Raw genomic sequence first — 13,934 nt, 5'->3', positions numbered from 1 at the left:
CCACCATTGGATAGCATCACTATCCAATGGTGGCCCGAGCGAGTTGGACGGAGGAGCGGTGAAGGTTTCCGAATTGGCCGCACAGTCCGGCGTTGCATTGGCCACGATCAAGTACTACCTCCGTGAAGGTCTGCTGATGCCTGGTGAACCGACCAGCGCGACGGGAGCGAGGTACGGCGAACAGCACGTCCGGCGACTCGCGTTGATCAGGGCGCTGGCCGGGGCGGGACTCGCGATTCCACGGATTCGTGCGGTGCTCGAATTGGTGGACAGTGACGAGCGATCCGAATTCGAGACTTTCGGTCGCGCGATCGCGCAACTACCGCCCTACGTCGATCCGGTGCCGGATCAACAGTTCCCCAGAGCTCGCAAGGTTCTGGAGTTTCTCGGTCAGGTCTACGAGCCGAGGTACGTGGCGGTTGCTCACCTCGAGCGTGCACTGATCGGTCTCGAGGGTGCCGGACTGAGCCTCTCGGACGAGCGATTGCGCGCATACGGCGACCACATCCGAGGAATTGCCGAAGTGGAAATCGAGCTGATGCCCACCAGTTCGACCGAGGACGGCATTCGCTATGCGGTCCTCGGAACCGCCATGTACGAACCCGTCCTGACAGCATTGCGACGCCTGGCGCACCAAGACTTGGCCGCACGACATTTCCCGCAACACCGAGAAAGCACCGAACAGGAAAATCGATGAGCACCAGTCCCTTTCAAGATCTCAATCGCCTCACCTCGCTCGGCGACGGGCGATACACCGCAACGATCGATCCGATCTGGACCATCGGGCCGAAAGTGCACGGCGGCTCCATGATGGCTGTGTGCGCCGCTGCCGCGCGTCAATGTCTGCGAGACGGCGCAGGTGAGAACGACTCGCTTCTGAAGATGCAGCCACTCGCGGTGAGCGCCAACTATCTGTCCGCCCCCGACCCCGGTGAAGTCGAATTGGAGGTGATCGTCCGAAAGCAGGGACGCCAGGTCGCGTTGTTCGACGTCGAGTTGAGCCAGGCGGGACGCAGCGCTGTTCGCGCGGCGGTCACGCTCGGATTCCCCGATGACGGCGACCCCACCTTCGTCACTGCCTCGTCGATCGACGACATGTCACCGGAACCGCCGGAGAGTGCGGTGGCCGTCATCGGCGATCACCCGATGGCGCAGGTCGTGCACGTCGGGCAGGGCTGCGACATGCGAATCGACACCACCTCGGCGCACTTCCTGACCGGCAGTCAAGGCGAGGCCGAGGTCAGGATGTGGGTTCGTCCTCGACCCGAGGACGAGAACGACATCGACACCGCTGTGCTGTTCGCGATCATGGCGGGCGACATCAGCGCGCCCGTGACGATGAACCGCGGCCTGTTCGGGTGGGCGCCGACCGTGCAGTTGACGACGTACCTGCGCCGACTGCCGACGCCGGGATGGCTTCGCGTGCGGGCAAGCTCGGATGTTCTGGGCAGCACGTGGTTCGAAGAGGATCATGCTGTTCTCGATTCGACGGGCGCAGTCGTCGTACAGAGTCGTCAATTGGCGATGATGCCCCGCTAGGGTCGATCGCTGCGGTCGTGGCAGGCTGTTCGCCATGACAAGAATTGCGATTATCGGTGGCGGCAAGATCGGCGAGGCGCTGATCTCCGGGCTGTTGCAGGCCGGCCACGCCATCAAGGATCTGGTTGTCGCCGAGCAGTATCAACCTCGCGCAGACGAATTGATCGCCGAATACTCCATCCGCGTCAGCACGATCGCCGACGCCGCCGAGGGCGCAGACGTCATCGTCATCGCGGTCAAGCCCGGCGACGTCGAATCGGCGCTCACCGCGTTGACGAAGGTCGATCTGGACGGCGACCTCGAGCAATTGATCGTTTCCCTTGCGGCGGGTATCCCGACCGGGTTCTTCGAAACGCGTCTGCCCGCAGGGTTCCCGGTCATCCGCGTCATGCCGAACACCCCCATGCTGGTTGGGGAGGGCGTGAGCGTTCTCTCGCCCGGACGGCACGTCAAGGCCGAGCATCTCGAGCTCGTACGCGGCATCCTCGGCAGCGTCGGCAAGGTGGTCACGGTTCCCGAATCGCAGATCGACGCGGTCACTGCTGTCTCCGGTTCCGGCCCGGCCTACTTCTTCTTGGTTGCCGAAGCGATGATCGATGCGGGAGTCGGTCTCGGCCTGACGCGCCCGGTCGCTACCGAATTAGTGGTGCAGACGATGGTCGGCTCCGCAGCGATGCTCGATCGCACCGGCGACAGCGCGACGGATCTTCGCGCCGCGGTGACGTCACCGGGTGGAACGACGGCTGCGGCACTGCGTCAGCTCGAAGCGGGCGGCCTGCGGACGGCGTTCTTCGATGCCTTGGATGCCGCCAAGTCGCGCTCGGCCGCGATGGGTTCAGCTGCGGAATAGTCGTCCGTTTAGCCACACCCGTCGCTTTAACCCCACCAGTACAGCTAAGCTCGACTTAGTACGTACGTGTCTGTTCCGCCGGAGGGGAAGCCGGCGGCGCGAGTCGTGCTGGAGGTATGTGGATTAATGGTGTCTGCAAACAAGCCGTCCATGGGTTCGTCCCACGACGGAAAGCCGGCAGTGGCCGGCACGCAATTCCTCACTGTTGCTGAGGTAGCAACTTTGATGAGGGTGTCGAAAATGACTGTGTACCGGTTGGTACACAGTGGCGAATTGCCCGCTGTACGAGTGGGCCGTTCGTTCCGTGTACACGCGAAGGCGGTACACGATTACCTCGAAACCTCGTACTTCGATGCCGGCTGACCAGCCGGTTCGAAGAGGATGACCTCGGCGTGAGCCGAGTCGCGGGCACAGCGGTTGCTGTGCCGGAGGCTCGGTTTATGCCGAGTGAGACCACACCGGTACGATGAGTCACTGTCGTACCAGCAAGCTGGTGTCGTAAGGCGCTGAGCTAGTTAAAACGAGGGCCAGGCGCCAATTGCTTGGCGCAGGCGTACGTGACCGGCGTGCGCAGGAACGCTAGAGAAGAACGTGAGGGACACCCGCTATGGGTTCAGTGATCAAGAAGCGTCGCAAGCGCATGTCGAAGAAGAAGCACCGCAAGCTGCTTCGTCGTACCCGAGTACAGCGCAGGAAACTCGGTAAATAAGCAGTACCTGTTGATGCCCGCCGCCCCTTCCGGGGTGGCGGGCATCGATGTATTTCAGGGGAGGGGCGACGTATCTCAGGGGAGAGATGTGTCGGCCGTCTCATTGTCTGGGCGGTTTGTCTTGGATGGCCGAATTTTGGGTAGTCAGCGCGGGACCCCCTCTGCCCGTAAAGTGGGGGAAAATCGCGGGAGGGACGCTTCGGCAGAGCGCGTTTCTACTGGATATGGGGGTACTTGGTGGTTGAAGGTGACAACACTTCAGGGGGCACGACGCCTCGCGTCGTACTGGTGACCGGGGCGAGCAGATTTCTCGGCGGCTACCTGGTGACCAGGCTTGCGCAGAATCCGTCGATCGAGCGTGTCATCGCCGTCGACGCCGTCAGTCCGAGCAAGGACATGATGCGCAGAATGGGCCGCGCGGAATTCGTGCGAGCAGACATCCGCAATCCGCTGATCGGCAAAGTGATCCGAAACGCCGAGGTCGACACCGTCGTGCACGCGTCGACGCTTCAGAAAGCCCCCAAAGCCGGCAGCCGCGCCGCGATGAAGGACATGAACGTCATCGGCGCCATGCAACTGTTCGCGGTCTGCCAGAAAGCTCCGACGGTTCGCAAGGTGGTCCTGCGCTCGGCTTCGGTCGTTTACGGGTGCAGTGCCAAGGATCCCGCTCAGTTCACCGAAGAAATGAGTGCGCGCCGCCGGCCGCCGGGCGGATATGCCCGCGACAGCCTCGAGATCGAGGGATACCTCCGCGGGATGGGGCGTCGGCGCCCGGACATCTCGGTCGGGATTCTGCGGTTGGCGCCGTTGATCGGACCTCAGCTGACTGCAACCGTCGGGCACTACGTCACCGCCCCGCTCGTGCCGACCATCGTCGGGCGCAACGCGCGTCTGCAATTGCTCCACGTCGAGGATGCGCTCGCGGCGCTGGAGAAGGCGACCATCGGCCACGCCTCGGGTACGTACAACATCGCCGGCGACGGGGTGGTCATGATGTCGCAGGCGATCCGCCGGGCAGGCAGGGTGGAAGTTCCGATGCCGCTCGCTCTGTTCCGTAGTGTCGGCAGCGCGTTGGTGGGGTCCTCCATGAGGCTCTACACCGACGAGCAACTCGAGTATTTCCGGTTCGGCTGCGGACTCGACACCACTCGCATGCGCAGCGAGTTGGGGTTCGAGCCGCGATGGACCACCATGCAGGCACTCGACGATTTCATGCGTGCGATGCAGACGCGCCGGATCATCAAGTCCGAGTGGATCGATCGGGCAGAGAATGCGTTGACCACCATCCTCGGCGGTGACACTGCCGAGGCGAGCGCAAGTGCAGACGTGATGCATATGCCGTTGTCGGGACGAAGTGCGGTGAAGGGGTGACTGACGTGGCGAAGGTAATTCCCCTGCGGCCCAGCGCAACTCACACCGGAAAGTCGGAAGCTTCTCGTTCGCGTGAGTCCGTCACCGGCGCGGAGCGTGACGTCCGTGAACAAAGTCAGCGTCGGCATCCGTCCGGAGTGCCGTCGGCGGCCGACCATGGTGGTGAGAGCACGTTCGTCGATGCGGCCAGGTCGGCGATCGTCGACCAGGTCGCCTCGGCAGCAGAATTTTTCCGACGTCGGGTGTCCGGAGACTACGAGGTCGACGAGTTCGGATTCGACCCGCATTTTGCGGACAACGTCGTCATGCCCGTGCTGCGGCCGTTGTTCGAGAAATGGTTCCGCGTCGAGGTCAGCGGGATCGAGAACATTCCCCTCACCGGGGGAGCGTTGGTGGTTGCCAATCACGCCGGTGTCATCCCACTCGACGGGCTGATGACGTCGGTTGCCGTGCACGATCATCATCCGGCGCATCGTCCACTGCGAATGTTGGCTGCGGACATGGCTTTCGAAATGCCGGTGGTGGGCGGACTGGCGCGCAAAGCCGGCCATACGTTGGCGTGCAACCCCGACGCCGAGCGTCTGCTCAACGAAGGTGAAGTCGCGGCCGTGTTCCCGGAAGGATTCAAGGGCATCGGGAAACCGTTCAGTGAGCGGTACAAGTTGCAGCGGTTCGGGCGCGGTGGCTTCGTGTCGGCCGCAATGCGAACCGGTGTTCCGATCATCCCGTGCTCGATCGTGGGCTCGGAGGAGATCTATCCGAAGATCGGTGATCTCACCACACTCGCACGCGTTCTCGGTTTGCCGTATTTCCCGGTCACGCCTTTGTTTCCGCACCTCGGGCCACTCGGCCTGGTTCCATTGCCGTCGAAGTGGTACATCGAGTTCGGAAAGCCGATCGTCACCGACACCTTCGAGAGCGGTGCAGCCGACGATCCGATGGTCCTGTTCGAGGTCACGGACCACGTCCGAGAAACGATTCAGCAGACGCTTTATCGGTTGTTGGCCAAGCGGCGCAACATCTTTCTCGGCTGAGTTCGGTCCGGATCGCTGCTCGATCCGGACCGAACCCGGTCAGGCGTTCTGTTCTTTGCGCCTGGCGAGAATCGCCGCGAGCGCACCGCCGACCGCTCCGAGCACCAGTGCTGTGGGAACGCCGATCTTGGCGGCCTTTCGTCCGGTGCGGAAATCACGAACTTCCCAACCGCGGTTCTTCGCGAGTTCACGAAGGTCTGCGTCGGGGTTGATCGCCACCGGTGTCCCCACCAACGAGAGCATCGGTACGTCGTTGTGGCTGTCCGAGTAGGCGGAACAGCGCTTGAGATTGAGGCCTTCACGCACCGCCAACGTCCGCACGGCGTGAGCCTTGCCCATTCCGTGCAGGATGTCGCCGACGAGTCGACCGGTGAAGACTCCGTCCTCACTCTCGGCGACAGTGCCCAAGGCGCCGGTCAATCCCAGTTTCTCAGCGATGACCTGGGCCAGTTCGACCGGAGTTGCCGTCACCAACCACACCTGTTGTCCGGCGTCGAGGTGCATCTGGGCCAACGCCCTCGTGCCTGGCCAGATCTTGTCGGCGATGACCTCGTCGTAGATCTCCTCGCCGAGGCGGGCGAGTTCGGCGGTAGATCGACCGGCCACGAAGGACAGTGCTTTCTCGCGGCCTTCGGCGACGTCGTCACTACTTTCTCGGCCGGTGACTCGGAATTTGATCTGCTTCCACGCGAAATCCACCAGATCCGAGGTCTTGAGATACTTGCGTGCAGCGAGACCACGGGCGAAGTGGATGATCGATGCACCCTGCACCATGGTGTTGTCGACGTCGAAGAATGCGGCGGCCGTGAGGTCGCGCGGAACGGCCGGGGGCTCTTCGCCGGTTTCCGGTTCTGTGGGGTTGGCAGCTTCGTGCAATGCCAGAGCTGCATCAGCGCTCGCCTCGCCGGCGAGATTGGCTCGAACTTCCGACTCACTCGGGCCCAGCGGATTCTTTACATGGCGACGTCCGGGGAGAATGACCCCGGCAAGCCCTGATCCGAATCCGGAGCCGTTCGGTAGTGATCGCGCAGGCACCCGCACCTCCCGTGTTGCATTCTCGAGCAGAGAACTCTTCGAGTCAGCCTATCCTCCGCGATGAGGCCCGATGGGTTGGATGGTGACCTTCCCTGTGGTGTGTGACGTTCCTCTCCGCCGATTTGGTATCGAGTGGGGCTCCGGAGGCACACTCGACCGATCAAGTAGATGGCGTCCCAGTAGAAGAAAGGTATGCGTCGATGACTGCAGCTACGCATGAAGTGACCCTGTTGACACGCGCAGGATGCGCGTCCTGTGTCGGCGCGGCGGAGGTACTACGACGGGTCTGTTCCGAGTTCGAGCTGGAATTGACGTGCATTGACGTAGACGAAGCTGCCGCGACGGATCCAGAGCTGAGAGCGGAGTACGGAGACAGATTGCCGGTCATTCTTCTCGACGGACGCGAGCACGGTTACTGGGAAGTTGACGAAGAGCGCCTTCGTGACGATTTACGCAAGTAAGGCAACCCTCAAAGTTGTCCGCGGAGCCGCTTTGCAGGTGAACGGCACATCGAACCCGTCTCGAGCAACTTTGTGCATGGGTTCACAAGCGGTTACCGTGGTGTGAACATTCCCCCGGAGCATCGTGGAGGTCGACAGTCGTGTCGACCGGACGAGGAGCCAGCGACGTGACCGAACCGCACCAGACGCATGAGCCTGTGGCTCAGCGCGTCACCGGCGCTGCGGGCTCCTCTGTCACCGACTCGATCGCTCAGGATCGCGTCATCCCCCAGGCTACGGTGACGCGCTTGGCCGCATACCTGCGGGTCCTCGGAGTGATGTCCGACCGGGGTACCTCCATCGTCTCGAGCGAGGAACTTGCGCAGGCGTCAGGTGTCGGATCAGCGAAGTTGCGTAAGGATCTGTCGTTCCTCGGACCCAACGGTGTCCGCGGCGTCGGGTACGACGTCAACAGGCTCCGCATGCGCATCGAGCGTGCACTCGGACTCGATCGTGGGCACAAGGTCGTTCTCGTCGGAGTCGGAAACCTCGGCAAGGCGCTGGTCGGCTACGGCGGATTCAGCCGCCGCGGTTTCGAGATGGTCGGACTCTTCGACAGTGACGCAGATCGAATCGGAAGCACAGTCGGCGACCTCGTGGTGCGCAGCACCGAGGAACTGACCGTCGCCTGCCGCGAATTGAACGCGACCATCGGCGTCATCTCCACACCGGACGAGGCCGCGCAGGGCGTGTGCGACCAGTTCGTCAGCGCCGGGTTGCGCTGCATCATGAGTTTCTCGCCGATCGCCCTCGACGTTCCCGACCACGTGGAACTGCGACGCGTCGATCTAGCCGTCGAGATGCAGGTTCTCTCCTTCAACAGTGCGCGCAACGCCGATCAGGCATCCAGTGCGCCGCGAGTACGAGTGGCTCACGCCGCATCCGCTTCGTCAGTCCCATCCACCAGTTCACCCGCTCCGGTCGGAGCAGGTTCGACAAGAAACGGATCAGTGATCGCGCCGTGAGTGTTCTGCTTGTCGGGGTCTCGCATCGAACCGCGCCCGTCCCGGTGCTCGAGCGAGTAGCTGTCACCGACACCGATCGTCCGAAGCTGATCGACAAGCTTCTGGCGTCTTCGCACATCTCCGAAGCGATGATCGTCTCCACCTGTAACCGGGTGGAGGTCTACGCGGTGGTGGACGCGTTCCACGGTGCACTCACCGAGGTCGGTGAAATCCTCGCCGACCATTCGGGTCTCGACCTGACGGCGCTGCACGCTCACGCATACGTCCGCTACAGCGAAGCAGCCGTCGAGCACCTCTTCGCGGTGGCCAGCGGCCTCGATTCGATGGTGATCGGCGAACAGCAGATTCTCGGCCAGATCCGTTCGGCCTACGCATCTTCGGATGCGCAACAGGCCGCCGGACGCGTCGTCCACGAACTGGCTCAGCAGGCACTGCGCGTCGGCAAGCGAGTGCATTCCGAAACCGGAATCGACTCAGCCGGAGCATCAGTCGTATCCGTGGCTCTTGATCGTGCAGCGGGCATCATCGGTGAGGGCGGCCTCGTCGGCCGCACTGCCGTGGTTGTCGGAGCAGGCTCGATGGGCGGTCTGTCGGTTGCGCATCTCACTCGCGCCGGAATCGAACGCATCGTCGTCGTCAACCGGACACAGGAACGCGCCGAGCACCTCGCCGAGACGGCACGCTCCAACGGCGTCGACGCCGACGGTGTTGCCTTCGATCAGCTTTCGGCCGCGATGGCGCAGGCAGATGTCATGGTCACCTGTACCGGCGCGGTCGGGGCAGTGGTCACCCTGGCGGATGTGCACCGCGCACTCGCCGAGCCCGATCGCGACAACACCAAGCATCTGGTCATCTGCGACCTCGGGCTGCCGCGCGACATCGATCCCGCCGTCGCCGGCCTGCCGGGTGTCACCGTTCTCGACATGGAGACGCTGCAGCGTGATCCGGCGGCAGGCGCAGCCGCTTCCGACGCAGAAGCCGCACGCACCATCGTCGCCGGCGAACTTGCGACCTACCTTGCCGGACAGCGCCTCGCCGAGGTCACTCCGACCGTGACGGCTTTGCGTCAGCGCGCCGCCGACGTCGTCGAAGCCGAACTGATGCGGCTCGATTCGCGTCTGCCCGGCCTGGACGATCCGCAGCGCGACGAGGTTGCACGCACCGTGCGACGCGTCGTGGACAAGCTTCTCCACGCCCCGACCGTGCGCGTCAAGCAACTGGCGTCGGCCCCCGGCGGCGACTCCTACGCAGCAGCGCTGCGCGAACTCTTCGAACTCAGCCCCGGATCTCCCGCGGCCGTGGCCACACCCACCGACCTGGTGGACGGCGACCGCACTGGAAGGGACCTGCAGGCATGAGCGTCACCACCCCTCGATCGGGGAGCCCGCTGCGGATCGGCACTCGCGGAAGTCTTCTCGCGACCACGCAGGCCGGTACCGTGCGCGATGCCCTCATTGCAGCGGGACATCCCGCCGAGTTGGTCATCATCAAGACCAAGGGCGACCAGTCCACCGATCCCGTCCAGAAGATCGGCGTCGGAGTGTTCACCGCAGAGCTTCGAGAAGCTTTGCTGGACAACCGCGTCGACGTTGCTGTGCATTCCTACAAGGACTTACCGACCGCGCAGGATCCGCGTTTCGTCATCGCGGCGATTCCGCCACGCGAAGATCCGCGTGACGCGCTCGTCGCCCGCGACGGTCTGGTCCTCGGGGAGCTTCCGGCCGGTTCCAAGGTGGGAACCTCCGCGCCGCGCCGCGTTTCGCAGCTCAAGGCACTCGGGCTCGGCCTCGACATCGTGCCGTTGCGGGGCAACCTGCAACGCCGTCTCGGCAAGGTCGAATCCGGTGAACTCGACGCCGTGATCCTCGCTCGCGCCGGCTTGTCCCGTATCGGTCTGCTCGATCTCATCACCGAGAACATCGAGCCCGTGCAGATGCTCCCCGCTCCGGCGCAGGGCGCTCTGGCCGTCGAATGCCTTTCTGCCAATGCGGAATTGGCGGCAATCCTGGCTGAGCACGATGACGCCGGTACACGGGCGGCAGTCACTGCCGAGCGTGCACTTCTCGCCGAGCTGGAAGCGGGCTGCACCGCTCCGGTCGGAGCGATCGCGGAGATCGTCGAATCCCTCGACGACGACGGCAGAATCTTCGACGAACTGTCGGTACGCGGCTGCGCAGCCGCCATCGACGGTTCGGACGTCATCCGTACCGGCGCAGTGGGTGCGCCGGACAAGGCCGAGGAACTCGGCCGAGCGGTAGCGCGCGAGTTACTCGAACTCGGCGCCCGCGAGTTGATGAACGTGACTACAGGCGAGGCAGCCGATGTTTGACGCCCCACTTTGCACTTGCACCAAGTTCCCATTTCGATACAGCGCACTGGAGAATCACCGATGACCCGAGTCCGAAAGAACACTCCCGGACGGATCCTGTTCGTGGGATCGGGACCGGGCGACCCCGCCCTGCTCACCGTTCGCGCACGTGACGTCCTCACCGGCGCCGCAATGGCATTCACCGATCCGGATGTCGACAAGGGCGTCGTCGCACTCGTCGGAATCGACATGGGCCGCGACGAGGAGACCGGTGAGCTGATCGCGGACGTGCGTCCGGCACTCGGTGAGCCTGCCGAGGTTGCAAAGACATTGGTGCACGAGGCCAAGAACGGTCACGACGTCGTGCGTCTGGTCTCCGGCGACCCGCTGACCACGGATTCCGTGATCGCAGAGGTCACCGCGGTGGCCCGCACCCAGGTTCAGTTCGAGGTTCTCCCCGGTCTTCCGTCCGGTTCGGCAGTGCCGAGCTACGCCGGTATGGCTCTCGGCTCGGGTCACACCGAGGCCGACGTTCGCGGTGAAGTCGACTGGGCTGCTCTGGCCGCTGCACCGGGACCACTTGTCCTGCACGCGACGTCGGGACATCTCGCCGAGACCGCCAGCGCGCTGGTCGAGAACGGCTTGGCTCCGCAGACGCCTGCTGCCATCACCGTCCGCGGCACCACTCGTCAGCAGCGAACCGTCGAGGCAACTCTCGCGACGCTCAACGAAGCCGGATCGGAACTGGTGGGTTCGCTCATCGTCACCGTCGGCAAGGTTGTCGCGCAGCGCAACAAGATGTCGTGGTGGGAATCGCGCGCACTGTACGGCTGGACCGTCCTCGTGCCGCGCACCAAGGATCAGGCCGGCGAGATGAGCGACCGTCTGGTCACTCACGGAGCGATCCCGATCGAGGTTCCGACCATCGCCGTCGAGCCGCCTCGCAGCCCCGCTCAGATGGAGCGTTCGGTCAAGGGCCTCGTCGACGGTCGTTACCAGTGGGTCGTCTTCACTTCCACCAATGCTGTTCGCGCAGTGTGGGAGAAGTTCGAAGAGTTCGGCCTCGACGCTCGCGCCTTCTCCGGTGTGAAGATCGCCTGCATCGGTGAAGCAACCGCAGCCAAGGTGCGCTCGTTCGGCATCAACCCCGAGCTGATCCCGACCGGTGAGCAGTCCAGCGAAGGCCTGTTGGCCGAATTCGCCCCGTACGACGACGTTTTCGATCCGGTCAACCGGGTTCTGTTGCCGCGCGCGGACATTGCAACCGAAACCCTCGCCGAGGGCCTGCGCGAACGCGGTTGGGAGATCGACGACGTCACCGCCTACCGCACCGTCCGGGCAGCGCCGCCGCCGGCCGAGACCCGCGAGATGATCAAGACCGGTGGATTCGACGCCGTCTGCTTCACCTCGTCCTCGACCGTGCGCAACCTCGTCGGCATCGCCGGCAAGCCGCACGCCCGCACGTTGGTCGCGTGCATCGGCCCGAAGACGGCCGAAACCGCTATCGAGTTCGGTCTGCGCGTCGACGTGCAGCCCGAGACCTCGCAGGTGGGACCGCTGGTGGAGGCTCTCGCCGAGCACGCAGCTCGTCTGCGCGCCGAAGGTGCTTTGCCGCCGCCGCGTAAGAAGTCCCGCAGGCGCTAGCGCACCCGTGAGCGGTTGAGGAGTCTGTGGACTCCTCAACCACTCACAGGTTCCGACGAAGGAGGGCTACTTCTCGTGTTTCCCACTCATCGCCCTCGCCGGCTCCGGCGCACCCCAGCGCTCCGGCGACTCGTGGCAGAGACCTCGCTCGAACCCCGGCACCTCGTGTTGCCGATGTTCGTTGCAGACGGCATCGATGCGCCGCGTGAGATCAGTTCCATGCCAGGCGTTTTCCAGCACACGCTCGATTCGCTGCGGTCCGCCGCGGTGGAAGCAGTGGAAGCCGGCGTCGGTGGTCTGATGCTCTTCGGCGTCCCCAAGGCGGAGGACAAGGACCCTCAGGGCTCCGGTGCCTCCGATCCCGACGGCATCCTCAACGTCGGATTGCGCGCTCTGGCAGAAGAACTCGGCTATTCAACGGTCATCATGGCCGATACCTGCCTCGACGAGTTCACCGATCACGGCCACTGCGGCGTGCTTACCGCCGCCGGCGCCGTCGACAACGACGCAACTTTGATCCGGTACGTCGAAATGGCTCTCGCGCAAGCTGAATCGGGTGCGCACCTGCTCGGCCCCAGCGGCATGATGGACGGTCAGGTGGCCGCGATCCGCGGTGCGCTCGATGCATCCGGGTATGTCGAGGTCGGTCAGCTCGCCTATGCCGCGAAATATGCGTCAGCGTTCTACGGGCCGTTCCGTGAAGCCGTCGGATCCTCACTGCAAGGTGACCGTCGTACTTATCAGCAGGACGGCGCCAACCGCCGCGAGTCGATGCGCGAGGTAGACCTCGACGTCGCGGAGGGCGCTGACATGGTGATGGTCAAGCCTGCAATGTCCTACCTGGACATTCTGCGTGAGACCGCCGACCGGTCTCCGGTTCCGGTCGCGGCGTACCAGATCTCGGGGGAGTACTCGATGATCACCGCGGCCGCGCAGAACGGGTGGATCGACCGGGACGCGGCGATTCTCGAATCGCTCACCAGCATTCGCCGCGCCGGTGCCGACGTGGTCCTCACGTACTGGGCGTCGGAAGTTGCCGGATGGCTGTGACGGAGTCGCGCATGGTGGCTGCACCGGTATCGACCGATACGCTGGTGTCATGACCGAGCAGTGGCCGCCGTCGCGCCAGGAACCGCCCCGCCGGGAACCTCCCTACGAGAACCAGCCGTTCGAGAATCAGCCGTACCGCGAACTCGGACCGATGCCGACGGGTCAGATCCCGGGATACGGCCCCGGTTACAACGGATACCCGGGCCCCCAGCCGAAACCCGAGCCGCCGACGGACGTCGTGACTGCGATTCAGTTGTGGTGGGCTGTGACGGCGCTGGGATTGGTCCAGGGCGGCGCGATGATCTGGATGCTGCTCGGGCAGAAGTCGATGTTCGTTGACGAGATGCTCAGGAACCAGGCGGCTGTCGATGCCGGTCTGACACGCTCCGACGTGGAGGGCATGTTCCCACTGGTCATCGTGTTCTCCGCTGTCCTGGTGGTGATCGTCACCGCGGTGTTCCTTTTGTTCGTGCGTTCGATGAGTCGTGGCAAGAACTGGGCTCGAATGTTGCTGACGTTCTGTGGAGTCTTCATGTTGGTCTCTGCGATCCCCGTGATCTTCGGGCTCGGCGGCGACGGCGGCGCGGCGACTCTGCTGTTCGGCGGAGCGGAAATCCTGCAGGCAGTTGCTGCTGTCGGGGCGATCGTGATGATGCACCGAAAAGAGTCCAATCCGTACTTTCTTCGTTTCCCCCCGGCGGGGAACCGATAGGTAGCTCGGGGTACTGTGAAACGGGTCACTGCAGTAGTAGGGGAGAGGTCGTAGACAATGAGTTCTCAGGAAGCCCTGCGCACGGAAAGCACCCACGACGCTCCACTGCGCCAACGTGGTTCACGGACCGAAGTGATCTTGTTCGCGATCCTTGGAGCCTCTGTTCTGGTGACACTCCTGGTGCTCATGATTCCGGGCATCGTCAGCGGATAGCGCA

The 13,934-nt window shown here is 63.9% G+C and carries 16 protein-coding genes; 15 read left to right on the top strand and 1 reads right to left on the bottom strand.

Going from position 1 to position 13,934, the window contains the following annotated elements; genetic code table 11:
• Window positions 1–58 precede the first annotated feature (58 nt).
• The 7 genes from CPI83_RS21025 (at window position 59) to CPI83_RS20995 (ending at window position 5,503) form a co-directional block, all read left to right on the top strand.
• Window positions 59–697, top strand: a complete 639-nt coding sequence (locus CPI83_RS21025; RefSeq protein WP_097387657.1) for a MerR family transcriptional regulator — start codon at window positions 59–61, stop codon at window positions 695–697.
• Window positions 694–1,539 carry a thioesterase family protein gene (locus CPI83_RS21020; RefSeq protein ID WP_020906772.1) on the top strand — a complete coding sequence of 282 codons (846 nt, stop codon included), beginning with the start codon at window positions 694–696 and terminating at the stop codon, window positions 1,537–1,539. The genes CPI83_RS21025 and CPI83_RS21020 overlap by 4 nt, the downstream gene beginning before the upstream one ends.
• Window positions 1,540–1,573: 34 nt before the next feature.
• Window positions 1,574–2,389 (top strand): pyrroline-5-carboxylate reductase, encoded by an 816-nt coding sequence (proC, locus tag CPI83_RS21015; protein ID WP_019744381.1) that lies wholly within the window; start codon window positions 1,574–1,576, stop codon window positions 2,387–2,389.
• A 150-nt stretch (window positions 2,390–2,539) separates the two neighbouring features.
• A complete protein-coding gene (locus CPI83_RS21010; protein WP_263284141.1) occupies window positions 2,540–2,752 on the top strand; it encodes a helix-turn-helix domain-containing protein in 213 nt (70 codons plus the stop codon).
• A 244-nt stretch (window positions 2,753–2,996) separates the two neighbouring features.
• On the top strand, window positions 2,997–3,098 hold the full coding sequence (locus CPI83_RS21005) for an AURKAIP1/COX24 domain-containing protein (protein WP_003402602.1): 102 nt from the start codon (window positions 2,997–2,999) through the stop codon (window positions 3,096–3,098).
• A 237-nt stretch (window positions 3,099–3,335) separates the two neighbouring features.
• The gene (locus CPI83_RS21000) at window positions 3,336–4,469 is read left to right on the top strand and encodes an NAD-dependent epimerase/dehydratase family protein (protein WP_084325119.1); all 1,134 of its coding nucleotides are present in this window, start codon (window positions 3,336–3,338) and stop codon (window positions 4,467–4,469) included.
• Window positions 4,466–5,503, top strand: coding sequence for a lysophospholipid acyltransferase family protein (locus tag CPI83_RS20995; protein ID WP_097387656.1), 1,038 nt, complete (start codon window positions 4,466–4,468; stop codon window positions 5,501–5,503). The genes CPI83_RS21000 and CPI83_RS20995 overlap by 4 nt, the downstream gene beginning before the upstream one ends.
• Window positions 5,504–5,542: 39 nt before the next feature.
• Here CPI83_RS20995 and CPI83_RS20990 read toward each other — a convergent pair whose 3' ends face one another.
• On the bottom strand, window positions 5,543–6,538 hold the full coding sequence (locus tag CPI83_RS20990) for an HAD-IB family hydrolase (RefSeq protein WP_020968932.1): 996 nt from the start codon (window positions 6,536–6,538) through the stop codon (window positions 5,543–5,545).
• A 200-nt stretch (window positions 6,539–6,738) separates the two neighbouring features.
• Between CPI83_RS20990 and CPI83_RS20985 the strand changes: the two genes are divergently transcribed.
• From CPI83_RS20985 to CPI83_RS31015, 8 genes are all read left to right on the top strand, one after another.
• A complete protein-coding gene (locus CPI83_RS20985) occupies window positions 6,739–6,999 on the top strand; it encodes a glutaredoxin family protein (RefSeq protein WP_003941953.1) in 261 nt (86 codons plus the stop codon).
• Window positions 7,000–7,139: 140 nt separating this feature from the next.
• Entirely contained in the window at window positions 7,140–8,003 is an 864-nt protein-coding gene (locus CPI83_RS20980) for a redox-sensing transcriptional repressor Rex (protein ID WP_097387655.1), read from the top strand.
• Window positions 8,000–9,361 (top strand): glutamyl-tRNA reductase, encoded by a 1,362-nt coding sequence (locus CPI83_RS20975; protein WP_020968933.1) that lies wholly within the window; start codon window positions 8,000–8,002, stop codon window positions 9,359–9,361. Before CPI83_RS20980 ends, CPI83_RS20975 begins: the two co-directional genes overlap by 4 nt.
• A complete protein-coding gene (hemC, locus tag CPI83_RS20970; protein WP_019744374.1) occupies window positions 9,358–10,332 on the top strand; it encodes a hydroxymethylbilane synthase in 975 nt (324 codons plus the stop codon). The genes CPI83_RS20975 and hemC overlap by 4 nt, the downstream gene beginning before the upstream one ends.
• A 60-nt stretch (window positions 10,333–10,392) precedes the next feature.
• On the top strand, window positions 10,393–11,955 hold the full coding sequence (locus CPI83_RS20965) for a bifunctional uroporphyrinogen-III C-methyltransferase/uroporphyrinogen-III synthase (RefSeq protein WP_003941969.1): 1,563 nt from the start codon (window positions 10,393–10,395) through the stop codon (window positions 11,953–11,955).
• A 75-nt stretch (window positions 11,956–12,030) separates the two neighbouring features.
• The gene (gene hemB, locus CPI83_RS20960) at window positions 12,031–13,005 is read left to right on the top strand and encodes a porphobilinogen synthase (RefSeq protein WP_097387654.1); all 975 of its coding nucleotides are present in this window, start codon (window positions 12,031–12,033) and stop codon (window positions 13,003–13,005) included.
• Window positions 13,006–13,054: 49 nt separating this feature from the next.
• Complete coding sequence (locus CPI83_RS20955) at window positions 13,055–13,717, top strand: hypothetical protein (protein WP_019744372.1); 663 nt, start codon at window positions 13,055–13,057, stop codon at window positions 13,715–13,717.
• A 57-nt stretch (window positions 13,718–13,774) separates the two neighbouring features.
• A complete protein-coding gene (locus CPI83_RS31015) occupies window positions 13,775–13,930 on the top strand; it encodes a hypothetical protein (protein ID WP_019744371.1) in 156 nt (51 codons plus the stop codon).
• The last annotated feature ends 4 nt before the right edge of the window (window positions 13,931–13,934 follow it).

It is taken from the genome of Rhodococcus sp. H-CA8f, assembly GCF_002501585.1.
GTDB classification, from domain to species: Bacteria; Actinomycetota; Actinomycetes; order Mycobacteriales; family Mycobacteriaceae; genus Rhodococcus_F; species Rhodococcus_F erythropolis.
This window is presented reverse-complemented; position numbering and strand designations above follow the sequence as displayed.